The sequence below is a fragment of the Chromobacterium sphagni genome (assembly GCF_001855555.1).
Taxonomy (GTDB): domain Bacteria; phylum Pseudomonadota; class Gammaproteobacteria; order Burkholderiales; family Chromobacteriaceae; genus Chromobacterium; species Chromobacterium sphagni.
In genome coordinates this window covers 502,604-523,095 of the sequence record NZ_MKCT01000017.1, presented here as the reverse complement: position 1 = coordinate 523,095, position 20,492 = coordinate 502,604, and the positions used below count along the sequence as shown (strand labels likewise).

Here is a 20,492-nt window from a genome sequence, read left to right as displayed (position 1 = left end):
CGTTGGGTTACAGCTGGGCGGCCATCGCCATGGCGGCGGCGGTCGCGCGCCGGGAAGACGCAAGCGGCGGCGGCCGGCTCGCGGCCACCTCGGCCGCCATCCGGTTGATTGCCAATTGCTGGCTTTCCACCCGGTCGGCCAGGCCGACAAGCACAGCCTCAGCGCCGAAAAACAGCCCGGCATCGGTCGCCTTGACCGCCGCGACGGAAAGGCCGCGGTTGCTCGCCACCACTCCGGCGAACTTGTCGTAATAGGCGTCCATGCGCTTTTCGACCATCGCGCGAGCGTCGTCCGACAACGGCGCATCGCTGGCCATGTCGTTTTTGCGCGCGCCCCGGTAAAACGTGGTGACAGCTACGCCGGAACTGGCCAGCTGCTGGCTGAAGTCGGCATGTTTCATGATCACGCCAATGGACCCCACCCCCGACGATTCCGACAGCGTGATATCGCTGCAGGCGCAGGCGATGGCGTAGGCAGCGGAAAACGCGTTGAAATGCACCAGGGCGTGAATCGGCTTGACCGCCTTGGCCGCCTCGATGTCGGCCACCAGCTCGAAACAGCCGACCACCGCGCCGCCAGGACTATCCAGCTCCAGCACCATGGCGCTAACACGCGGATCGTTCAGACCCGCTTGTATCTGGCTGCGGATGCCTTCATAGCTGGTTTGCGTGGCGCACAGATTGACGTTCGCTTCGCGCGCCACCAACAGCCCTTGCACCGGGATCACCAGCAGGCCCGTTTGCTGCGCGGACTGCATCCGCTGTTCCGCCAGGCTGGCCATCGATGCCCGGCCGCCATCCTCGCGCCAGGCTGCAGGCTGCAGCGCGGCGGCGACGTGGACGCCCAGCTGGCGCAACTCGACGCCGGCCCGCTCCCCGGCCCAGGCCACCGCCTCATGCAGCACGTCCGGCAATACCATGTGCGGCTGATTCATCAGCTGCGACAGCAGGAATTGCCCCCTCACTGGCCAGCCTTTGCCGGCGGCATGGCCAGCTGTGGCAACGAGGCCGCCACCGGATGGCGCGACAATGCGCCGACCAGCACGGCCGCCAGCAGACTGCCGCCCTGGCCGCCGATCATGGCCGCCGGCGGCGTGTAGTTGGAAACGTTCATGTGTTGTCTCTCTCTTTCTGATCCTTGCGGGCTGCAAAGCTCTTTTCGCAGGTAGGGCTAGGCTGCTTTTGACCCCAGGCAGGCCCATGCTGCCGCTGCCACGCGCGGAACCTGTCCATTTCCAAGCGCCCTAATCCGGTCCATCCGATGGGCCAACCCATCAACCACTCGACCCATTCCGGGTTCAGCTGGCCATGGTCCGAAGCCATCACCGCATGGTCCAGCCGGTCCCGCTCCCTGCTGGCGCCGGTCTTCCGGATCAACGAACCGGGTGACGTTCCCTTGCTGGCGCAAGCGGTCGGCGTCGGCCATAGCTTCACTTGCGCGCTCAGCCTCGGCTCTCCCCGGGAATTCCACTTGCCCGCCGCCCGCTCTATCGCATCGTCCGCGACCACGGTTTGCCACTGCGGCGAGCCAGATTCGATCTCGCTTATGGGGCGCTCCAAGGTCGGATGCTGATAGGCAAGCCCATTCCGCATCGAACCCCATTTGGGCAAGATCACCGACGACCAGGGCAAGTCCTCGGCCCACAAGCAAAGGTGAGTTTTCCAGCAAGATGAATCGGGGCTGTACTTCACCGATAATTCTTGCCATTTCGGCCCATAGTCCCGACCGCTCGCCCTCGATACCGGCGCCCCGCCCTGCGGCGCTGATGTCTTGGCAAGGAAAGCCGCCCGATACCACGTCAACAAGTCCCGCCCACGGTCTTCCGTCAAAACTGCACACGTCAGACCAAATTGGGAAAGGCGCGAGACATCCATCGGTCTGTCGTTGCGCCAGAACTTGTGCGGCGTAGGCATCACGCTCAACGGCGCAGACGGTGCGCCATCCCAACAGGTGGCCACCGAGTATTCCGCCACCAGCCCCGCCGAAAAGAGCCAGCTCATTCATTCGGCTCCCCAGGCGCTTACCGGGTCTTCCAAATCCATCACGTCGCGGCGGCCCTCCTTCACCGCCTCGATGATTTGCTCACCAGTTTCCCACGCCAGTTCCGATTCAATTGGCTGCATGCCTTACCTTCCCGCATAAAAAAACCCGCCTTGCGGCGGGCTGGTTACAAAACGGGTAGTTATTGCAGAATGCTTTCGACCTCTGCCAGGGCCTTGGCATCAGGCTTGCCCTGCAGCGATGCGCCGCGCGTGTCCACCATATTGAGCGGCTGCATATAGACATCGCCTCCGGGGATAGGCGGCAGGTTTTCCAAGCGCCGGATGTCGTTGGCAGACAACCAGCCCCATTGCCGCCCAATTGCATACGCGGCATAGCGGCTCTGCGTGTCGCCGCGCAGCAGGCCGGACACGTTGAACTCGATGTACAGCTCGCCACGTTCGGACGGCAACAACAGGTCGCGCATGCGGGCCTGTTCGTGGCGTTTGATCCAGGGCATCAGGCAATAGATCACATACTCGATGCCCTGATGCTCGATGTTGTTGTTTGTCGCCCGATCCAAGAGACCAACTTTGTGTGGCGGCATTTTGAAAATCTGCGCTACCTCCAGAGCCGACAGCTTGCGGGCATCGATCAGTTGGGCATCGGCATTGGTCATCGACAGCGGACGGAAGTTGATGCCCTCCTGCAGCAAAGCGACTTTCATCGCGTTGTCCCGGCCCGCGTACTCGGCTTTCCACGCCGCCTTGATTTGCCGCACCCGCTCCGGACTCAACGGCTTGAGTTCCTGTCCGCCGACCTCTGCCGGACGCTCCAGCACGCCGGCCAGGTGCGTGCCGTTGGCAAACACCGCGCTGGCGTGGCCATGGGTAGCCAGGGCTAGGCCCAGGCTGTCGCAATGCAACTGCACCGGGCTGACGCCGGTATACCCGTTGAGCGAAAACCACCGCACATGATGAACCATGCGCGCCGGCATCGGCTCCTGCCCTTCAAACTGGTAGTACGGCAGCGAGTCGGCTCCGCGCAGAACCGACACCTTGCCCGTGTCCAGCGGCAGCAGCGCCACAGGCCGCCCGGCCCGGTCGCGCTCGATATAGGAATAGGCGTTGCCTCCATGCGCAGCGGCGATCTGCGTCCCTTCGTTGAATTCGAACGGGGTTTGCCAGCCGTTAGGCTGGCGCAGCAGGCGGGCCACTGGATGGTCCGTCACCCGCTCGCGCTGATCCCCGTTGCGGCGGTACAGCTCGCAAGGCAGTTGCGCCAGCGACTCGGCCAGCAGGGTGATGCATGCCTGATAGGTAGTAATCGACAGCGCCTTGTTTGGCGACACCGCCACGCCTGCCGCGCTCTTGGCTGCCCCGCCCAGCAGGCTGGAGAGCCAACCCGGATCGGGCGAGGCCGCAGACTGGCCAAACTGCTGCGACATGAACATCAGCGCGCCCTTCCCGCGCTGCGCGCCGTCATCCACGACCAGGCCAGCCCAAAGCCACCGCCCACCACCCAACCGGCCGCCGCATGCAGTAGCGCCATGCCGACCGTTACCGCCGCCGCGCCGGCCAGGCCAACCAGCAGCGTCAAATAGTCCAACTTATTCACAAACACACCTCGTCTTCGTAGGCGGAAACGAACGATTCCGCCGGGGCGTGATACAGCGCCCGATTCAATGCCATCACCAGCGCCACAATGCCGTCGATCTTCTCCCGCGACTTCCCCTTGTTCGGGCGATAGTTGTCGTTGGAGTCGCGCAGCACCACCACATTGCCGGCCATCCAGCGCAATACCGGATGGCCGCCATGGGCCAGCGCTTGCGACTTGATCAAGGCTTCAAGTTCTTTCGTCGGATCGGACAAGTTTTGGAAATTCTGTGACAGCGCGACCAACTGCAGCCCGTCTTCTGTCAGTTCGGTAGCCAGCTTGCCGGCGTTCCATTCGTCAAAGCCGATGGCCTGCAGATCGAATTGCCGGGCATCGGCCAGGATCTGGGCGCGGATCACTTCCTGATCGATCCGCGTGCCGGCGGTGGCCGTGATGTAGCCTTGCCGCGCCCAAGTCGAATAGGAAACCCTGTCGCTTTTGTCACGCGCCAGCATGTTGTCGGCCGGCACAAAAAAACGCGGCAGAACCTGCCATGGCGCCCCCGGCTTCTCAGGCGGGAACAGCAGCACCCAGGCGGCAATATCGGTCTTGCTGGCTAGGTCCAAGCCGCCGAAGCAACGCCGATGCCGCAGCAACTCAGGATCGACCGCGGCTGTTCCCTTGTCCCATTCGTCCAGGGAAATCCAGCTATCAACCGCTTGCGTCCAGATGTTCAGGCGCTTGGTCAGGAAGTTGAACAGCGCGGTCGGCACCACACGCGCCTTTTGCGCCTGCGTGCGCAACTCTTCCAGGAACACCGACACGCCAAGATTCGGATTGGCCTTGCACCATACCGACTCGTCAAACCAATCGTCCTCCGGGTCCAGCGTGTAGATCACGCCGCCGAAACTGTCGTCCTCTAGCGCTGGGTCTTTGCCCTGATTTTCCAAAATCCGGATCAGGTAATTGCGCTGCTCCAAGCAGATGCTGCCCTCTTGGTTGAAACCGGCCGTGGTAATCGCGTGCATCACGCTGCGTCGTCTCGATCCACGCCCGGTATCGATCACGTCCCATAGGCCGCGCGAAGGGTGCGCATGTAGTTCATCGATAATCGCGCCGTGGACGTTGAGGCCATCCAACGTCTTGGCGTCGGCGCCCAATGGGATGAACTTGTTCGCCGTGCCAGGTATCCACAACTTGTTTTTGTGGTTCTGTACCAGCTGGCGCAAGGCGGGCGACTTGGCGACCATCATTTCCGCCGCCGCATGCGTGATTTTGGCTTGCTCTAATTTCGTCGCTGCCGTGTAGACTTGCGCGCCGGCTTCCTTGTCGGCGGCGAACAGGTACAGGCCCAGGCCGGCCAACTTGGTGGACTTGCCGTTTTTGCGCGCGACTTCTTCGTAAAAGGTGCGGAAACGGCGTCGGCCGTTCCGGTTGTACCAACCAAACTCGACCGCAATCCAGAACGCCTGCCACGGCGCCAGCACCACCTCCTGGCCAGCCCACTCGCCTTCGAAGTGGCGGCAATAGCGCGGAAAAAAACCCAATGCATGAGCGGCTTTTTCCGGCCGCCAGAGCAGGCCGCGCGCTTCCTGCTGCTGCAAGTCGCGGAAATGCCGCTCTACCGCCAGGCGCACATAGCGGCCGACCTTGATGCGGCCCTCTAGCACGTCCAGGCCGTACTGATCCCACGGCTGCAAAACGTAACAGGCCGGAATCAATCCGGATTGTCGTTGATGTACCCCAGCAGCTCGGCCAAGTCCTTGCTTATCACCCGGCCCTTGCTTAGCGCCTTGGTTCTTGCGCATGAGGCCACCGTCATTCCATTTCGTTTGAGCAATTCGCGTATCTGTTTGGCGATCTTTGCCCGGTTGTAGCTGGCGCTGACTTCATACCGGCGGCCGGTATCCTTGGCCGCCGCGAAAATCATGCCCCGATTGTCCAAAATCCACTGTTTGCAGGCTTGCCAGTCGGTAATAGCCGCACATATCAAGCCCAGCGCGATGCCGGCCGTTGAATAGTCAAATCCGGACGCCTGCAGCAATGGCTGTATCTCGCGCCAGATCCGTGCCTCGCCTTTGGTCATCGACCAGGGCGGCTTTTTTGGCAGATTGGCACCGCCCTCGCCCAGCTGATCCATCACCGCAAAGGGATCGGCGGCGAACAAATCCGCCGTCAACATCCGATCCAGGGCGCGCACCTGGCCGGCGGCGATCACCGTCAAGCCGCCGTCGTCCAGGTCTTTCATCACCTCACCCCGCGTCCGTCGCTCGGCGCGGGACTCATCGGTTTCCAGTGAACCACCGTTGGCATCCTCGTCGTAGCGATGGCCATAGCGGTCCACCTCCTCGACATGTGCCCGCCACTGGTCCACCTTGTCAGCCAACAGGGCGATCTGCAGCAACGCGGAAGTCCAGTCCAGGCCAGCGCCGTCTAGCGCGGTGATGGTGTATTTCCAAACCTCGCGGGAACGCTTGGAAGTCAAAAAGGCGGGCGGCTTGGGCATGACGCCGGAACCCGCTCGCAAAGGGGCTTTTCCGGCCATTTCAGAGCCTTTCCGCTAGTTGAGCGCGACAGAAAACAAAAAAGCCCCTTTCGGGGCTTGTCGGAGGGATTTAGACCCCCCCCTATGAAAATCCAGCGTGGAGAAAAACGCGGTTAGGCACGCGGTCTTGACCAGGCGACCGGGCGGAAGGATTTCACCCCCCTACCCCCTGGCCGGCCTCGCGCCGCCGGTTGCCGAACCCGCCGTCCTCCCGCGCGGTCTTGCGCGAGTGGCAGGAATGGCAAAGCGCCTGATGATTGGACGACTTGATGAACAACGACCAGTCGCCGCGATGCGGGCGGATGTGGTCGCAATCGGTCGCCCGCTCCAAGCATCCCGGCGTAGCGCAGCGATAGAGCGCCGCTTTCAGGCAGGCATCACGCCGGGCGAACCAGATGCGTTGCCGATACCAGCGCCGAACCTTGGCCACGGTTTCGTCCGACATCCGCCGCTGATCAGCCGCCCGGCGTACATGGGATGCATGGTTCGGACAGCAGCTGTTGCCCGGCGCGGCCATCTGGCGACAACCCTGCATCGCGTAACGGCAAGGGCGGGAAGGTGCAACAGGCATAGAAGAAGCTCCAGAAAAAGAAATGCCCCGGCAGGCTAGCCGAGGCTGGTACGTAAAACTCACTAGAACCCATGAAGCAATTGATCAGGAAGGGGCATCTCCTATACTAAAAGTCCACAGCCTGGAGTCCATCTAGATGCTATCACCACCGCTTCCCAGCAATGAGAAAGAACGCATCCAAGCTTTGCAAGAACTCTTGATTTTAGATACCCCGCCTGAAGACCGATTTGATATTTTGACAACTTATTGCCGCTCTCGATTCGATGTCGATATCGCACTCATCAGCCTTGTCGATCAAAAGCGCCAATGGTTCAAATCGCGCAGTGGCTTAGATGCCAGCGAAACGCCTAGAGAAATCAGTTTTTGCGGGCATGCCATTCTGCAATCAGAGGTCATGGAAGTTCGTGATGCGCAAAAGGATGAACGCTTTGCAGACAACCCCCTTGTCACTGGCGACCCCAATATTCGCTTCTATGCTGGTGCGCCGCTGATCCTGGCCAAAGGCTACCGTATTGGCACGCTCTGCATCATCAACAAACGGCCCAAGCTACTGGCACCAGAAGACAAGGCACACCTGCAAGCGCTGGCCAAAACTGTCACATCGGAGATCGAGTCCACACTTCAAGTCCTATGATCCGATAGCAGAAATGCAAAAAGCCCAAGTCATGGACTTGGGCTTTGGACGCACCTATGGCGGTGTTGACGGCATGTTATTGCGGAATTCATCCCACGTCAAGCCACACGCAACGCATCATCCTCCATCTGCCGCAATACAATCGACTCCAGTGCGCCACAGCCCGCCGATAGCCAGCCATCAAGCAAGACTTCGATATGGCTTCGGTAGAAGGCTGCCGCTGTCTGGCCATCGATCCCGAACTCACGGCCGAACTCTCGAAACGACCCCATTCCGGTCAACCAGTAACGGACCCAATACGCTATCCCCTCCCGGCCAAACCGCAAGGCGTTCAAGCCTCTCTCTTGGCCATAATGAGCAACATAGGCAGTCAACTCTTTGAACGATCCCTCCAAGTGCGGCAAGCTGCCGCTCAACACCCTTGTCATCAACGCCACATGGAAACGTTGCTCCATCATCAGCGATGCCCGATGAAGTTCATGCGCGTTCATCAGTGCCAATTCTGGTCCCCGCGACGCCATCCCGTCACGCACCTCGCCAAAGGATGGCGCAGCCTTCAAACCACCCGACCCGACAAGCTCCAGCGCCCAACGCACCGCACCCACGACATCAACAACCATTACGATTCCCCGAAATCTGTCAGCGAGGAAACCCCTTAGCCCGATCAGCGCCGGGCTTTGTTTTAGTCTGAAATTTTACCATGCGGACGCGCTCAGCCCGCTCGGCGGCGGTCCCGGTAATCCTCCCAGCTGCATTGCAGGATCAGGGCGTTTTCATACATCCGGCTCACGGCCCGATAGCCAATCATGTCCCGCAGACCGTCCTTTGTCTGGTTGCTGATGTAGACCGTTGGCAGCCCTTCCGCCGACCGGCTATCTACCACCCGATTCAGATAGCGCAGGCCATGCCCGTTCGGGTCCAAGATTTCGACTTCATCAATGATCAGCACCGGATAGGAGGCGAAACGGCTAAGCTCGGCATGCTCGCTCCGTCCGGGCCTCCCCCATGTTTCGCATATCTCCGTCCGCATCTGGTCCGCCGTCACATAGCGCACCCCAAGGCCACAATGTCCAATCAGGTTCAAGGTCGCGGCGCTGGCCATATGGGTTTTACCCGTTCCCGGCCCGCCGGTTATCACCACGTTGCCGGCGTTGCGGTCCCGCCCCACCCAAGCCACCCAGCCCTTAAATGCCTCAATGACTGCCGCCTGCGCCTCACACACCGGCAGCAAGTCCCGGAACTTCGCCTGTCGATACCGCCCCGGAATGCCACAACCCTGCAACAACATTTCGCGCCGTTCCTGCATTCTGCGTTCCCGCTCCCTCTCTTGACTGCACTTCAAGCAAATCGGCTTCCGCCCCGGCAATAGCTCGGCCTCAAACTCGCCATGCACGGCACAGGCACCCATCGCCGGCACCATGCGCCCCAAGACCGCCAGACCATCAAAATATCGCAGCGCCTTATTCAATCCATCCATCGGCGGCCCCCTTCACATTCCCGATCACAGCCGCCCCCTCATGCGCTTCCGCAGATGGCAGGCTTAGCCAACCCGGCGCAGACCGTCCAGCTTGACCACCCTTCACCACTCGCAGCCCACGGCGTATGGCATGCCCTGCAGACGGTTTTCCGTCCCCATCCATCGACTTCAAAACGCTGGCGAGATATTTGACCGGAATCTGTTCATCTGCTGAGATGTAAGCGCGACAGCGGGCGATGCCTTCCTCCAACGTCGGAACCGTCACCCCGGCATCTGCCCATGCCTGCACGGCAGGATGGGCAGCGCCGCCGACCTTCACCCCCAGCCGACGCGCGGCAATCGCCAGCGTCACCGCCGGGCTTGTCGGTCCTGCGGCCGCTCCCTCTCGCGCGTGATATGTATATTCATTACCCTGACTCCCTGATATGTCCTGTTCATCCTGCCGGCTCCCATCCTGTTCAAGTCGCTGCAAATGGTCGGGAATGTGTTTCCAGACAAGGGTTTTCAGCTCCTTAAGCTCTCCCTCTCTGCCTTTCCCTTTCATGTCCCGTTCCTCCTGCGCACGCACCAATGCCAACGGCAGTTTCACCACCAGCTTTTGCACCTCTTGCACTGCAGCGGCACGCTTGACCAATCCAACCCGGATCAGCTCCTCAATCAAGGCGTCAACCTGCTTATGCGACGGCCGCCAGGCTGGCCGTTTACTACCGCGAGGCGGCACATACTGGCAGTTGATCGCCAGCACGGCGCGGCTAACGGGATAGCCCCGGCCGACGATGCCTGTCTGCATGTCCATGCACGGCCGCAAGCCGGCCACATACAGCCGATAAGCTTCCAAGCTGCATTCCAACAAAGTCGCCTGCTCTGGTTCAGATAGCAGAATTCTCATAGCCCCCTTCCCCCCAACCGCCGCAAGCGCGGCAAGTCGCGGGTTACTGTGTTTTTCCATCGGCAACGGCGGCAATTTCGACTCTGCCGCCGGCCAGTTCTCTTTAGCTGCCCGGCTCACGCTTTCACGATGCCCAGCGCCGTAGACTCGGCCCAAGCGCCTCAACTCGCGTTCGCGTAGCTGTATGGTCGGCAAGCTCAGCACATAGGCGGCATCAGCGACGACGTCACCGCTTACCCTCACCCACTCCATCCCGGCTCCCCAAGGATTTTTTCAATAGCTCGATATGGCGGCGCCGCAGCCGCGGCTTATCCTCCGGCTTGGCCTTGGATACCTTCCAAGCCATGCGGTACAACTCCATGCGCAGCCAGTCGGACATCCGCGCGCTACCTTCCTTCAGCCGGCTGAGCCAAAGCGCAGTCCACAAACCGCAATAACTCGGCATTGGCGCTGATCGATTCAGACAAGCCCGCTCTTGCTCTCGTCAACTGCTCTCGCGTCATGTCCTCGGCCAAGGCTGCAAACGCTGACAAACCTAGCCCGGTTTCTTTCGTGGCCACCATCATCAATGCGGCATGGCTACCCGTTGGCTCATGCATCAGCAACTGAGCCGGAACCATGCCCAGCGGCGCCAGCAACTCGGTCAAGCACTGCAAGCGGATGCTAAGCGGCAATGTCATCAGGACCACCGGCATGGCATTGCAATTGAGCAGGTTCTTTTCTTTCATCTGATCATCCAGCCAACGCCATATCCGATCCGAATTGGCCTTAAGCACCTGATACGCATCGCCCTCCACCATGAAATCAATGGGCCACACGCGTTCGAAACCCATGACTAAATAGGTTTCCACCATCCGGGCGGCTGCAGCCTGACGGCTCAAGCCCTCCTGTTTGCGCCAAAGATCTACGTAATCCCGAATCACCGCTATTGGCGTTTTGTGCGAACTATGGCGCATGCAATTCATGTTTATTCCAGATAGCATATTTACCAATGTCATTTACAGAGGCCGCAACTTGCGACCCCGCGCAAGAAAAAAGCCGGACAAGCCGGCAAACGTTCCCGCTGACAGCAAGGGAACGAGGAGTAATCTAAGTTGGATTCGATACCGCAGAGGAGGCTGTCCCGCGCAGATAGGCCCAATCGATATCGGGCCGCAGAGACTCGCAACGGACTTGTCCGTCAGTCATTTTTTCCAAGTCGATACAACGACTTGCGGGAACCTTCACTCGCCACTTGCAGACCGCCCATGGCGTCAGACCGAAGGCCCGGCCGACAGCAGAAGGCCCATCCAGCAGGGCAAAAACGGCGTCAATAGGTGTTGCTTCTTTCATGGGCCGGGATTATCGAGCCAAAGTTCATAAAAAGCAACCTTAAATAGACATGACCATGCTACCTAATCCAGATAACATTCAACTTATGGTTGAAGAAAAGAACACTGAAACGCAGCTATCCCGGAACATCTGCACCCTAATGCAGCTACACGGTCTCGCACCTAAGGCGTTTTCCACGCAGGTTCCAGTCACTTACGAGATGATGCGGCGCTACATGAGCGGCGCAGCCCGACCGCGTCCGGAAAAGCTTGCAAAGCTAGCCGAACTCTTTGGCGTAAAACCAGCAGATTTGGAATATGGCAGCTTCACGGCAGACATCACCGTGACCAGCCCCAGCATCACCGTCACCCAACACGATGCCCCTATGCCAGAACCAGCCCCCCCCCCGGATCGGACCATTGCGATATCCGACCCGAAGGAACTGGCCAGTTGGCTGGTCGCTCAGGGCGACGACGCACTAGCTGATTTCTTAAGAAGCTTGGCGGACACCCTGCAGAAGAAAAAGTAAAAGCGGCCCGTTGGCCGCTTTTTCTATTCCGGAAGTTACCCCTACTATGCCGCTTTCGTAGACGAAGAACGCCGCTGCGCCATCATGGACGCTGAATTAAGCATGAAGGTCCATACACGCAAGGCATCACCCCACTCGTCAACAAGAATGCTGCCATCATTTCTCATTCTTACTCTTATTTCGGCAATTAATTCTTTGCTTTCAACGTTAGTTTGCATTTTTATTTCTGCTTTTTGGTTGTATCGAATATGCAGCGCGAACTATACGCGTTCAAACTAACGAGCAAAACTAGCCTTTCGTCTAATTACGTATTTATACTTAACTGGACGATTTCCTAGCTCCCGTCCACAGCCGCCACTCGATATGCAAGCTGACATAAGGTCTTGACTCCATGTAGCTTTCTCATATTTTTCAGGTAAATCTTAACCGTACTCAGACTAATATCCAGGCGCTTGGCCACCTGTTTTTGCGTCAGCCCCTCCCATACTAGCAAGTCAAAAACCTCTCTTTCTCTATCGGTAAACTTAGCCATTCGTGCATCCCGAGCCAATACGCGAGCGGCAACGTTTGCCAGGGACGGCAGCAACAAAGCCAGCATCTGCCGCGTGTAAGCCTCTCGCTCGACCGCTTCACCGATCATAGAAATGATCACCCTGCATTCATCACGATCCGCAATATAGGTCAGACCATGCATCATTCCTGCGCGCTTGCAGGCTGATTTAAAGTCGCGCAGTCGCCGACTATCTCCATCCTGCGGCGCAAGCTCGTCGGACCAAACTATCGGCCTCCCCGCCCCGGCCAAGATAACCGGATCGACTTCATGCCAAGAGCGGCGCCGATACAAATCCAGCCAGCGCCCTGGCCATCCCAAATCAATTGCCAGAATCGGCGTTCGTGTCGGGATGTCACGCGACATCCTGGCCAGCAGCAAAGGAGGCGAACCAGGCAAGCTTATCTGCAGCCCAAGCAAGAACGCCCTCAAATCATCCCGATCCGATATCGCCAGAAGCGAGCGCTGCCAAGGCACCAACTGGGCCATAGCCATGGGCGTCACCTCTCGCAACATCGAAACGACTTCCGGTGTTAACCCCATATATCTTGCAACCTAAAAAATCCCTCCAAAGAATAGGGCCTGATGCGGCAAGCAACCAGCAGCTACATCCTAAGTTAATGAATAATAACAATTTATCTAGAAATACATCATCCCAATCAAACAACAAAATTCATTTAAATGAACTTTCGGTTGACGTGTCTACTTTTGATTGTAAAATGTGCGAAAACCTACTTTAAGTAGATCGCTCATTAACAATCTATGAAAATGTCTCGGCATCCGTACCGATGCCGCAACCGCATGCCCGACATACCCAGGCGTGGACACCAAGCTTATGCCGGCCAGCCGCACGATAAACAACGTGCGCGTCCCTGAACCGCTGGTCGGCATAAGCCTGCACCCGATAGCGCCCAATTGGACGTTATCGGATGCAGCCATGCGCTGCCGAATCTAAGGAGAATGAAAAATGCACCACCAGGACAAGACATCGCTGGAAGCCTTCAAGCAAGGGCTTGAGCAGCTGCAAGAGCAACTGCAAGCCAAACTCAACGAGGCCCGCAAGGCAATCAGCGAAATGCCGGAAAGTCAGCTGCGATCCTCTCACGGCCAATCACTGGAAGCCATGGCCGACAATCTGGATTCCTCGCTCACTTGGCTCAGAGAAGCCATTGCAGAGCAAGCGCAGTCGATAGACGAAATGGAATGAGCCTGCGCCATTACATCGTGCGGCAGATGCATCGACGCGAACAGCTGCTGCGCGTCTTTGCCCCTCCGGGCCTACCGCCAGAAATGGCCACCCGCAGGAATCGCACAAGACAACGAATCAACGACCGCACAGAACGGATCTACCTGCGCGCCGACACCGCCAACGGCTGGGATTAACCAGCCGTTTTTTTACGCTCATTTCCGTTAGCACGCGTCACCGGCCGTTAGCAGTTTGTGAGCGCGCCGTAAGCGTCCCGTTAGCGGAAAGTGAGCAGTTTGTTAGCCCCCATGAGCAAACCAGACGCCAACCAGTTGCTTGCGGCTCTAGCAGGAACAGGCGAGAGCAAAGCGGCACGATTCCGCAGCCTCCTGCCACAAATCAAGGCGGCAATAGAACGCGGAGTCAGGCACGCCCAAATCATCGAGGCACTGGCGGCCGATGGCCTGCACATGAGCCACGTTGAATTCCGGAACGCGCTCTATCGTGAACGCCGCCGCGAGGAAAACAAGAAAGCACCCCATGCCCAAGCAACCCAAAACATCCCGGCCAGCGCGGCCAATATGCCCATCGCAACCACGCCGGCCACCAAGACCTCGCCTCAGTCAATCCGATCAGGTCGCTTTGACTACGGGAAATTCAGAGACGGAAAAACAAAATGGTGAACTCATGACATACAACGACACCCACATTACGCTTCAAGGCAAAGGCGGCGTAGGCAAGTCGCACATCACAAGCCTTCTCGCCCAAGCGATTTGGGCCATTTTTGGCATTCGTCCGTTGGGAGTCGATACCGATCCCGTCAACAAAACCCTGATGCATTTCCCTGCCTTGCAAGCGCGGGGGCTGGATATCCTGAACCACGATAACCAGATTAACAGCCGCCAGTTTGACACCATGGTGGAGTGGTTGCTTGAGCATGACGGCCCCGCAGTCATCGACAACGGCGCGACATCGTTCATTCCAGCGACGGGCTATCTGGCAGAGACCGGCGCCATTGACGTACTCAACGCGGCAGGCCGCCGCGTGTTTATCCATACCGTACTTGTCGGCGGCCAGGCGATGGACGACACCATAGACGGCCTAGCGGCGCTACTGGACAGCACTTCGGCCCCCATAGTGGTATGGGAAAACGAACACTTTGGCCCGGTTGAACGAGACGGCCGCAGATTCCGGGATTCTAGCGTCTATCACGAAAACCGTGAGCGCATCGCCGGCATTGTCACACTGCGCCGCCCGAATGCCGATCTGGCTGGCCGCGATATCGCAGAACTCAGTATCAAAGGCCAAACCTTTGCCGAAGCCCTGGCAAGTCCGGAATGGGGGCGCATGCCGAAACACCGGCTGCAAATGGTATGGGCTGATTACCTGCAGCAGCTTAGGCCGATCCTGACGCAAGGACTGCCGGAAGGGCTAGCCGCATGATAGCGCGCCCTCATAACGTCCTTCCGCTACAGGGGATGATGTCGCAATTATTAGCCTGCGGCTTCACCAATCCACTACGCGTCAAAATGACTGAAAGGCAGTTAATACTTTTTGACGCAATGGAATCGCGCCAGCGGTATACCTTTCCCCAGCTGCACGCACAGACCAAAAATGAGCATGCTGACCAAACTAGGCGCGATATCGCTAAGCTCATGGCAATAGGCGCATTGCACATACAGCGCCAGCATAGTGCAAATGGCAAAACTTCTATGTACTGGAAAAAATAAAATGAAGGCCAGCCATCAGCTGGCCTTATTAACCGGAATACCTTCAATGAAAATTCAAGACAATCTTCAAAAACAAGCCCGCGATCTAGAAAATGCGATGCCATATATTCAACAGCATTTCAACATGATGAAAGAGCTACTACTAGACATCCTAAGCCAGCCTTTTGCCAAAATTGAATATGTGGATGCATACCTGCAAACAAGCACCGGTCCACATGTTCGCATAATTGCCATAACGAAAGGAATACAGCTTGGCGTAGTAAAAGCACTAGCAACCAAACGAAACCTTTCAATGCATTATTCAACAACAACCGGCGACATCCATATCCATAGTGAACCATGGGCAGTCTTAGTTATATGCTGCAACATGCTCAGCTTGCCTTGCAACCTTCTAGACGCATTGTAACGAATAGCCCGCCATCGGCGGGCCACCCTTTTCGCACTATTCAACGAGTGCACGCGTATCTACACTAGGAATTCAAGAGTTTAAAATAGTTATCAATGTAAAATGCCAAAAGAAATTGTTTCTATCATAGCCCCCTACTTAAAGGCTGGTGCAATACTCCAATCAGGTGGGAAGCATTCAATACTAATTCTTTCAAATAAAAAGAAGACCGGAATACCCCTCACCATTGGGGATCAACGCGCAATTCACAACTTGCGCAGCAAGCTTAAGCGTCTTAACGCCTCTTCACAACCAATCCATTCTCAAAAATGACCAGCAGAACAACTATTACACCGAGACTAATGAAGCAAGTAGATGCTGCCGCATACGTTGGAATGTGCGACAAAACATTTCGAAAAATAGTTATGCCTCACGTTCCTAAAATTCCCATTTTCGAACCTAAAAGTAAAAACAGCCCTGTAGAGATTTTTCATTACGACAAAATGGACCTCGACTCATGGATAGACGATATAAAAAGGAGAAAGCTTAGCGACGCAGATTACAAAGAAGACAACATTACCAACCATCAACACAATCAAATAAAAATTAAAAAGGAAAACACCTCATGGCAAGAAAAACAATCGCCGGCCTCACATTGCGGAACAACACTTGGCACATTGACAAGCAAGTCAAAGGGTATGGACGACTTCGAGAAAGCACTGGCACTGACGACCGGGAAGAAGCGGAACGTTACCTAATACATAAATTAGATCAAATTCGCCAAGCAATTATATATGGCGTTCGGCCCAAGCGTTATTGGAGGCAAGCTGCTGCAAAGTATCTGATAGACAATCAGGACATGCCAAGCATAGGTGACGCGGCAATGCACTTAAAATTTCTTGATCCTTACATTGGAGAACTCACACTAGATAAGATACATGATGGCACATTGGAAAATTTTATAACTGATAGAAAGAATGGAATACTAGAAGTACAAAAGGGGAAGGGTGTAAAAAATAGAACAATCAATATCGCCATTGAGCTAATTATTCGGATATTGAACTTAGCCGCAAAAAAATGGCGTGACGAATTTGGCATGACTTGGTTGGAGACTGCGCCATCAATATCAAAGCTGGATGAAAATAAAGATAAGCGCGACCCATACCCCATGAGTTGGGAAGAACAACGCTTTTTAATGCCAGAACTTCCCAATCACTTAGCAAGAATGGCTCTGTTTAAAGTAAATACAGGATGCCGTGAAAAAGAAGTCTGCTATCTACGATGGGAATGGGAAATATTCATTCCAGAGCTAAACACCAGTATATTTATAATCCCGGCAACATTTGGCGGAAGAACTGAAAATTCAGGCGTGAAAAATGGAATGGATCGACTTGTTATACTAAATACAGTTGCGAAAGGAGTTGTCGATTCTATGAGAGGGGCGCATCCTATATACGTGTTCCCATTTCATGAAAATAAACAGCCAAGCGAAGAAGACAACATAGAGAAGATGAACGGACACGCGTGGAGAAAAGCACGAAAGAGAGCAGCTGAAAAGTTCACCAAGCAATATTTGCGAAAAGCAAACCCCGGCTTTGCTGCGTTCCGGGTTCATGACCTGAAGCACACCTTCGGGCACCGACTAAGGATCGCAGGCGTGTCATTTGAAGATCGGCAAGTCTTGCTAGGCCACGTGAGTAAGAACGTTACGACGCACTACTCAGCCCCCGAAATCGGGCATCTGATCGAAATGGCGGAAAGGGTAAGCGAAACAGATCAACGACAGCTTGTTTCCCCCACCATGCTTAGGAGGAAAACCACCTGATGCCACAACCCCCACAAAATCCCCGCACTATCGAAGGAGACAATAAAAAAGCCCTGCGGGAACAGGGCTTAATTACTTTAAAAACAAGGCTCTATTGGTCGGGGTGAGAAGATTCGAACTTCCGACCCCCTGCACCCCATGCAGGTGCGCTACCAGGCTGCGCCACACCCCGACTCAAGAGAAACACAGTGTAACTGATTTATTATTTCTTGCCAATACCCGAATCCAACCAATTTAGGATGGATTCCAATTCTGCGCGCACTTCCTGCGCCGTAATCGGCCGCTCGGAAACCTCGCCCATACCCATACCCAGGCGCTGGCGCGCGCCCTGAATGGTAAAACCGTCATCGTAAAGCAGGGTGCGGATACGCCTTACCAACAGCACTTCATGGTGCTGGTAATAACGGCGGTTGCCGCGCCGCTTCACCTGGCGCAACTGGGAAAACTCCTGCTCCCAATATCTCAATACATGCGGCTTTACCCCGGTCAGCTCGCCGACTTCGCTAATGGTAAAGTAACGCTTGGATGGAATTGACGGCAGATCAGCCTTGCTTGTTAGCATGGTATTGCTCAACCATTCCCTTGAGTTTCTGGCTTGCATGGAAAGTTACCACACGACGCGCAGTGATGGGAATCTCTTCCCCGGTCTTGGGATTGCGTCCCGGACGTTGCGGCTTGTCGCGCAGCTGGAAATTGCCGAAACCGGACAATTTCACCGAATCCCCCGACTCCAAAGCCAACCGGATCTCTTCGAAAAACGACTCGACCATGTCCTTGGCTTCGCGTTTGTTCAGACCTACCTGGTCAAACAGCAAATCGGCCAGTTCAGCCTTCGTCAAAGTCATGACATTCCCCTCAAACTTCTAAGCGACAAACGGCGGACGGCCCCAGATGGACCATCCGCTCACTTCATAATCAAACGCGCAGCTGCGCGCCCAGTCCCGACACCGCCTCCAGCAGCGCCTGCACCGCAGGCTCCACCTCCTCGTCGGTCAGAGTCCGGCTATTGTCCTGCATCAGCACGCTAAAGGCCAGACTCTTCTTGCCTTCCGCCACGCCTTTGCCGCGATATACGTCAAACAAGGCGATATCGGTGACAATTTGCGCACGTTGCATGGCGAATGCCGCCATCAATTGCGCCACCGAAACCTGCTCGTCCACCACCAGCGCCAGATCGCGGCGCACTGCCTGGAACTTGCTCACCGGCCGCGCCTTGATGCGGCTGCGCGCGGTGGCCACAGCCAGATCCAGCTCGAACAGCACCGGGGCGCTAGACAGATCGTAGGCCTGCACCCACTGCGGGTGCAGCTCGCCGATGAAGCCGACGGCCTTGCCATCCACCAGCACTTCGGCGCAACGGCCGGGGTGGAAGGCTGGATGGCTGGCCTTGCGGTATTCGGCAAGCGCCGGATGCAGCACAGCCTCCACATCAGCCTTCACATCGAAGAAATCGACGCGCTCGGCCTTGCTGCCCCACTGCTCAGGCAGGCGAGGGCCCCAGGCCAGGCAGGCCACTTTTTCCGGCTGGTCGAACCCCTCTTCCGCCTTGAAGAATACGCGGGCGGCTTCGAACACCCGCACGCGCGGCTGCTTGCGGTTGATATTGCCCGCCAGCACGTCGACCAAGCCGCCGATCAGCGTGGAGCGCATCACGCTCATTTGGCTGGCGATCGGATTCTGCAAGCGCACCGGATCATCATTGCCGGCGAAGTCTCGCTCCCAGCGCTCATCCACGAAAGCGTAGCTGACCACTTCCTGGTAGTCGCGCGCCGCCAGCAGATGGCGCAATTGGTCCACCGGGCGCAACTCTTCCGGCTGCGCCAGCATGCGCATGCCCGAACGCGGCGCGTCGGCCGGGATGGCGTTGTAGCCGTAGACGCGCGCCACCTCCTCGATCAGATCCTCTTCGATTTCGATGTCGAAGCGGAACGACGGCGCCTGCACGGTGAAGACTTCGTCGGCCAGAGTGAATGCCAAGCCCAGACGGCCGAGAATGCCGGCGATCTGCTGCGAGGACAAGGCCACGCCCAGCACTTTGGCGACGCGGGAGGTGCGCAGGGTCACAGCCTTGCGCGCCGGCAGTTCGGCCACTTCTTCCACCACCGGGCCCGCCGCGCCGCCGCAAATATCCAGTACCAGGCGGGTGGCGCGCTCGATCGCCTCGCGCTGCAGCTGGAAATCCACGCCGCGCTCGTAACGGAATGAGGAATCCGAGCCGAAGCCTAGCTCGCGCGCCTTGCCGGCGATGGCGGCCGGCGCGAAGAAGGCGGACTCCAGGAAGATGTCGGTACTGGCCTCCGTGACACCGCTTTCTTCGCCGCCCATGATGCCGCCCATGGCCAGCGCCTTGGCGTCGTCGGCGATCACCAGGTGGCTATCCTTCAGCTCGACGGTTTTCTCGTTCAGGCACAGCAGGTTCTCGCCGGCGCGGGCCATGCGCACGGTGATGCCGCCCTGAATCTTGGCCAGATCGAAGGCGTGCATAGGCTGGCCCTGCTCCAGCAGGATGTAGTTGGTGATGTCGACGATGGCCGAGATCGAGCGCAGGCCCGAGCGCTCCAGGCGTTGGCGCATCCAGGCCGGCGTGGCGGCGGCGGCATTGACGCCCTTCACCACGCGGCCCAGATAGCGGCCGCAGGCTTCGCGCGCGGCGATCTTCACCGAGCGGACGTCGTCTATGCTAGGGGCCACCGCCTCTATCGCCACCGGCTTGAGCTCGGCGCCGGTCAGCGCCGCCACTTCGCGGGCGATGCCGCGCAGCGACAGGCTGTCGGCGCGATTGGGGGTGATCTTCAGCGTGAACAGCGCATCGTCCAGCCCCAGGTAGTCGCGGATATTCTGGCCTACCGGCGCATCGGCCGGCAGCAGCATCAGGCCGTCGACGTCTTCCGGCACGCCCAGTTCCTTGCCGGAGCAGAGCATGCCGCCGGACTCCACGCCGCGCATCTTGGTCGGCTTGATCTTGAAGTCGCCAGGCAGGATGGCGCCCGGCAGCGCGCACGGCACCCGCACGCCGACGGCGACATTGGGCGCGCCGCAGACGATCTGCACCAGTTCGCCAGCACCCACGTCCACCTTGGTGACACGCAGGCGGTCGGCGTTCTCGTGCTTGACGCACTCTTTGACTTCGCCGATCACCACGCCGGAAAAAGCCGGCGCGGCGGCGCTCACTTCTTCCACTTCCAGACCCGCCATGGTCAGCAGATCGGACAGTTCAGCGGTAGTCAGCGCCGGATTAACCCAGCTTCTCAGCCATTGTTCGGAAAATTGCATAGTCGGCTCCG

At 57.6% G+C, this 20,492-nt stretch carries 29 protein-coding genes and 1 tRNA gene; 9 read left to right on the top strand and 21 right to left on the bottom strand.

Annotated elements, in window-relative coordinates:
- Positions 1–7: 7 nt before the first annotated feature.
- The 9 genes from BI344_RS10805 to BI344_RS24565 form a co-directional block, all read right to left on the bottom strand.
- Positions 8–964, bottom strand: coding sequence for a S49 family peptidase (locus BI344_RS10805; protein WP_083370166.1), 957 nt, complete (start codon positions 962–964; stop codon positions 8–10).
- Entirely contained in the window at positions 961–1,113 is a 153-nt protein-coding gene (locus BI344_RS24375; RefSeq protein WP_158021055.1) for a hypothetical protein, read from the bottom strand. Before BI344_RS24375 ends, BI344_RS10805 begins: the two co-directional genes overlap by 4 nt.
- A 57-nt stretch (positions 1,114–1,170) precedes the next feature.
- Positions 1,171–2,004 carry a DNA cytosine methyltransferase gene (locus BI344_RS10800; RefSeq protein WP_083370165.1) on the bottom strand — a complete coding sequence of 278 codons (834 nt, stop codon included), beginning with the start codon at positions 2,002–2,004 and terminating at the stop codon, positions 1,171–1,173.
- Positions 2,001–2,123, bottom strand: a complete 123-nt coding sequence (locus tag BI344_RS25805) for a hypothetical protein (protein WP_277620440.1) — start codon at positions 2,121–2,123, stop codon at positions 2,001–2,003. The genes BI344_RS10800 and BI344_RS25805 overlap by 4 nt, the downstream gene beginning before the upstream one ends.
- Before the next feature lie 59 nt (positions 2,124–2,182).
- Positions 2,183–3,433, bottom strand: a complete 1,251-nt coding sequence (locus BI344_RS10795; RefSeq protein WP_071112917.1) for a phage portal protein — start codon at positions 3,431–3,433, stop codon at positions 2,183–2,185.
- Positions 3,433–3,597 carry a hypothetical protein gene (locus BI344_RS24570; RefSeq protein WP_193430972.1) on the bottom strand — a complete coding sequence of 55 codons (165 nt, stop codon included), beginning with the start codon at positions 3,595–3,597 and terminating at the stop codon, positions 3,433–3,435. Before BI344_RS24570 ends, BI344_RS10795 begins: the two co-directional genes overlap by 1 nt.
- Entirely contained in the window at positions 3,594–5,384 is a 1,791-nt protein-coding gene (locus tag BI344_RS10790) for a terminase large subunit (RefSeq protein ID WP_083370164.1), read from the bottom strand. The genes BI344_RS24570 and BI344_RS10790 overlap by 4 nt, the downstream gene beginning before the upstream one ends.
- A complete protein-coding gene (locus BI344_RS10785; RefSeq protein ID WP_071112916.1) occupies positions 5,294–6,082 on the bottom strand; it encodes a hypothetical protein in 789 nt (262 codons plus the stop codon). The genes BI344_RS10790 and BI344_RS10785 overlap by 91 nt, the downstream gene beginning before the upstream one ends.
- A gap of 193 nt (positions 6,083–6,275) precedes the next feature.
- Entirely contained in the window at positions 6,276–6,566 is a 291-nt protein-coding gene (locus BI344_RS24565; RefSeq protein ID WP_193430971.1) for an HNH endonuclease signature motif containing protein, read from the bottom strand.
- Between the two features lie 262 nt (positions 6,567–6,828).
- Between BI344_RS24565 and BI344_RS10775 the strand changes: the two genes are divergently transcribed.
- Positions 6,829–7,326: a GAF domain-containing protein gene (locus tag BI344_RS10775; protein ID WP_071112915.1), complete on the top strand. Its 498-nt coding sequence runs from the start codon at positions 6,829–6,831 to the stop codon at positions 7,324–7,326.
- A gap of 98 nt (positions 7,327–7,424) precedes the next feature.
- On the opposite strand, the gene BI344_RS10770 is transcribed toward BI344_RS10775, so the two are convergent.
- The 6 genes from BI344_RS10770 to BI344_RS26115 all read right to left on the bottom strand — a co-directional run bounded on the left by BI344_RS10770 (position 7,425) and on the right by BI344_RS26115 (position 11,024).
- A complete protein-coding gene (locus BI344_RS10770) occupies positions 7,425–7,946 on the bottom strand; it encodes a hypothetical protein (protein WP_071112914.1) in 522 nt (173 codons plus the stop codon).
- A gap of 92 nt (positions 7,947–8,038) precedes the next feature.
- On the bottom strand, positions 8,039–8,803 hold the full coding sequence (locus tag BI344_RS25800) for an ATP-binding protein (RefSeq protein WP_083370163.1): 765 nt from the start codon (positions 8,801–8,803) through the stop codon (positions 8,039–8,041).
- The gene (locus tag BI344_RS10760; protein WP_206600364.1) at positions 8,787–9,812 is read right to left on the bottom strand and encodes a hypothetical protein; all 1,026 of its coding nucleotides are present in this window, start codon (positions 9,810–9,812) and stop codon (positions 8,787–8,789) included. Before BI344_RS10760 ends, BI344_RS25800 begins: the two co-directional genes overlap by 17 nt.
- Before the next feature lie 106 nt (positions 9,813–9,918).
- Positions 9,919–10,071 (bottom strand): hypothetical protein, encoded by a 153-nt coding sequence (locus tag BI344_RS24370; protein WP_158021054.1) that lies wholly within the window; start codon positions 10,069–10,071, stop codon positions 9,919–9,921.
- 7 nt (positions 10,072–10,078) lie between these two features.
- Positions 10,079–10,648 carry a hypothetical protein gene (locus BI344_RS10755; protein ID WP_206600363.1) on the bottom strand — a complete coding sequence of 190 codons (570 nt, stop codon included), beginning with the start codon at positions 10,646–10,648 and terminating at the stop codon, positions 10,079–10,081.
- A 133-nt stretch (positions 10,649–10,781) separates the two neighbouring features.
- Positions 10,782–11,024: a transcriptional regulator gene (locus BI344_RS26115; protein ID WP_083370162.1), complete on the bottom strand. Its 243-nt coding sequence runs from the start codon at positions 11,022–11,024 to the stop codon at positions 10,782–10,784.
- 49 nt (positions 11,025–11,073) lie between these two features.
- On the opposite strand from BI344_RS26115, the gene BI344_RS10750 reads away from it, so the two are divergent.
- The gene (locus BI344_RS10750) at positions 11,074–11,532 is read left to right on the top strand and encodes a helix-turn-helix domain-containing protein (protein WP_071112910.1); all 459 of its coding nucleotides are present in this window, start codon (positions 11,074–11,076) and stop codon (positions 11,530–11,532) included.
- 44 nt (positions 11,533–11,576) lie between these two features.
- Here the strand turns inward: BI344_RS10750 and BI344_RS24365 are convergent, their stop codons facing one another.
- Both BI344_RS24365 and BI344_RS10745 read right to left on the bottom strand, forming a co-directional pair.
- Positions 11,577–11,750 carry a hypothetical protein gene (locus BI344_RS24365; protein ID WP_158021053.1) on the bottom strand — a complete coding sequence of 58 codons (174 nt, stop codon included), beginning with the start codon at positions 11,748–11,750 and terminating at the stop codon, positions 11,577–11,579.
- 116 nt (positions 11,751–11,866) lie between these two features.
- Complete coding sequence (locus BI344_RS10745; protein WP_158021052.1) at positions 11,867–12,577, bottom strand: helix-turn-helix transcriptional regulator; 711 nt, start codon at positions 12,575–12,577, stop codon at positions 11,867–11,869.
- 472 nt (positions 12,578–13,049) lie between these two features.
- Between BI344_RS10745 and BI344_RS10740 the strand changes: the two genes are divergently transcribed.
- From BI344_RS10740 to BI344_RS10715, 7 genes are all read left to right on the top strand, one after another.
- Positions 13,050–13,289 (top strand): hypothetical protein, encoded by a 240-nt coding sequence (locus BI344_RS10740; RefSeq protein ID WP_071112908.1) that lies wholly within the window; start codon positions 13,050–13,052, stop codon positions 13,287–13,289.
- Complete coding sequence (locus BI344_RS10735) at positions 13,286–13,465, top strand: hypothetical protein (protein ID WP_071112907.1); 180 nt, start codon at positions 13,286–13,288, stop codon at positions 13,463–13,465. Before BI344_RS10740 ends, BI344_RS10735 begins: the two co-directional genes overlap by 4 nt.
- A 111-nt stretch (positions 13,466–13,576) precedes the next feature.
- Entirely contained in the window at positions 13,577–13,951 is a 375-nt protein-coding gene (locus tag BI344_RS10730; protein WP_071112906.1) for a hypothetical protein, read from the top strand.
- A gap of 4 nt (positions 13,952–13,955) precedes the next feature.
- Positions 13,956–14,711 (top strand): P-loop NTPase family protein, encoded by a 756-nt coding sequence (locus BI344_RS10725; RefSeq protein ID WP_046157758.1) that lies wholly within the window; start codon positions 13,956–13,958, stop codon positions 14,709–14,711.
- 288 nt (positions 14,712–14,999) lie between these two features.
- Positions 15,000–15,404 (top strand): hypothetical protein, encoded by a 405-nt coding sequence (locus BI344_RS23855; protein ID WP_206600362.1) that lies wholly within the window; start codon positions 15,000–15,002, stop codon positions 15,402–15,404.
- Between the two features lie 341 nt (positions 15,405–15,745).
- Entirely contained in the window at positions 15,746–16,141 is a 396-nt protein-coding gene (locus BI344_RS25200) for a hypothetical protein (protein WP_241499305.1), read from the top strand.
- A 101-nt stretch (positions 16,142–16,242) separates the two neighbouring features.
- On the top strand, positions 16,243–17,208 hold the full coding sequence (locus BI344_RS10715) for a tyrosine-type recombinase/integrase (protein WP_241499303.1): 966 nt from the start codon (positions 16,243–16,245) through the stop codon (positions 17,206–17,208).
- A 95-nt stretch (positions 17,209–17,303) separates the two neighbouring features.
- On the opposite strand, the gene BI344_RS10710 is transcribed toward BI344_RS10715, so the two are convergent.
- From BI344_RS10710 to pheT, 4 genes are all read right to left on the bottom strand, one after another.
- Positions 17,304–17,380, bottom strand: a tRNA-Pro gene (locus BI344_RS10710).
- 30 nt (positions 17,381–17,410) lie between these two features.
- Positions 17,411–17,770, bottom strand: coding sequence for a MerR family transcriptional regulator (locus BI344_RS10705; RefSeq protein WP_071112903.1), 360 nt, complete (start codon positions 17,768–17,770; stop codon positions 17,411–17,413).
- Positions 17,751–18,053, bottom strand: coding sequence for an integration host factor subunit alpha (locus tag BI344_RS10700; RefSeq protein WP_011134908.1), 303 nt, complete (start codon positions 18,051–18,053; stop codon positions 17,751–17,753). The genes BI344_RS10705 and BI344_RS10700 overlap by 20 nt, the downstream gene beginning before the upstream one ends.
- A gap of 70 nt (positions 18,054–18,123) precedes the next feature.
- Positions 18,124–20,481: a phenylalanine--tRNA ligase subunit beta gene (gene pheT, locus BI344_RS10695; RefSeq protein WP_071112902.1), complete on the bottom strand. Its 2,358-nt coding sequence runs from the start codon at positions 20,479–20,481 to the stop codon at positions 18,124–18,126.
- Positions 20,482–20,492: the final 11 nt, after the last annotated feature.

Coding starts and splice junctions, on each gene's coding strand:
- BI344_RS10770 (WP_071112914.1), bottom strand. CDS start 7,946: ATGGTTGTTGATGTCGTGGGTGCGGTGCGTTGGGCGCTGGAGCTTGTC.
- BI344_RS10725 (WP_046157758.1), top strand. CDS start 13,956: ATGACATACAACGACACCCACATTACGCTTCAAGGCAAAGGCGGCGTA.
- BI344_RS10700 (WP_011134908.1), bottom strand. CDS start 18,053: ATGACTTTGACGAAGGCTGAACTGGCCGATTTGCTGTTTGACCAGGTA.
- BI344_RS10705 (WP_071112903.1), bottom strand. CDS start 17,770: ATGCTAACAAGCAAGGCTGATCTGCCGTCAATTCCATCCAAGCGTTAC.
- BI344_RS10740 (WP_071112908.1), top strand. CDS start 13,050: ATGCACCACCAGGACAAGACATCGCTGGAAGCCTTCAAGCAAGGGCTT.
- BI344_RS10745 (WP_158021052.1), bottom strand. CDS start 12,577: ATGGCTATGGCCCAGTTGGTGCCTTGGCAGCGCTCGCTTCTGGCGATA.
- BI344_RS10775 (WP_071112915.1), top strand. CDS start 6,829: ATGCTATCACCACCGCTTCCCAGCAATGAGAAAGAACGCATCCAAGCT.
- pheT (WP_071112902.1), bottom strand. CDS start 20,481: ATGCAATTTTCCGAACAATGGCTGAGAAGCTGGGTTAATCCGGCGCTG.
- BI344_RS10750 (WP_071112910.1), top strand. CDS start 11,074: ATGACCATGCTACCTAATCCAGATAACATTCAACTTATGGTTGAAGAA.
- BI344_RS24375 (WP_158021055.1), bottom strand. CDS start 1,113: ATGAACGTTTCCAACTACACGCCGCCGGCGGCCATGATCGGCGGCCAG.
- BI344_RS23855 (WP_206600362.1), top strand. CDS start 15,000: ATGAAGGCCAGCCATCAGCTGGCCTTATTAACCGGAATACCTTCAATG.
- BI344_RS10735 (WP_071112907.1), top strand. CDS start 13,286: ATGAGCCTGCGCCATTACATCGTGCGGCAGATGCATCGACGCGAACAG.
- BI344_RS25805 (WP_277620440.1), bottom strand. CDS start 2,123: ATGCAGCCAATTGAATCGGAACTGGCGTGGGAAACTGGTGAGCAAATC.
- BI344_RS25800 (WP_083370163.1), bottom strand. CDS start 8,803: ATGGATGGATTGAATAAGGCGCTGCGATATTTTGATGGTCTGGCGGTC.
- BI344_RS10715 (WP_241499303.1), top strand. CDS start 16,243: ATGCCAAGCATAGGTGACGCGGCAATGCACTTAAAATTTCTTGATCCT.
- BI344_RS24365 (WP_158021053.1), bottom strand. CDS start 11,750: ATGCAAACTAACGTTGAAAGCAAAGAATTAATTGCCGAAATAAGAGTA.
- BI344_RS10730 (WP_071112906.1), top strand. CDS start 13,577: ATGAGCAAACCAGACGCCAACCAGTTGCTTGCGGCTCTAGCAGGAACA.
- BI344_RS10800 (WP_083370165.1), bottom strand. CDS start 2,004: ATGAATGAGCTGGCTCTTTTCGGCGGGGCTGGTGGCGGAATACTCGGT.
- BI344_RS10790 (WP_083370164.1), bottom strand. CDS start 5,384: ATGCGCAAGAACCAAGGCGCTAAGCAAGGGCCGGGTGATAAGCAAGGA.
- BI344_RS10785 (WP_071112916.1), bottom strand. CDS start 6,082: ATGCCCAAGCCGCCCGCCTTTTTGACTTCCAAGCGTTCCCGCGAGGTT.
- BI344_RS24370 (WP_158021054.1), bottom strand. CDS start 10,071: ATGTCCGACTGGCTGCGCATGGAGTTGTACCGCATGGCTTGGAAGGTA.
- BI344_RS25200 (WP_241499305.1), top strand. CDS start 15,746: ATGAAGCAAGTAGATGCTGCCGCATACGTTGGAATGTGCGACAAAACA.
- BI344_RS10755 (WP_206600363.1), bottom strand. CDS start 10,648: ATGCGCCATAGTTCGCACAAAACGCCAATAGCGGTGATTCGGGATTAC.
- BI344_RS26115 (WP_083370162.1), bottom strand. CDS start 11,024: ATGAAAGAAGCAACACCTATTGACGCCGTTTTTGCCCTGCTGGATGGG.
- BI344_RS24565 (WP_193430971.1), bottom strand. CDS start 6,566: ATGTCGGACGAAACCGTGGCCAAGGTTCGGCGCTGGTATCGGCAACGC.
- BI344_RS10795 (WP_071112917.1), bottom strand. CDS start 3,433: ATGTTCATGTCGCAGCAGTTTGGCCAGTCTGCGGCCTCGCCCGATCCG.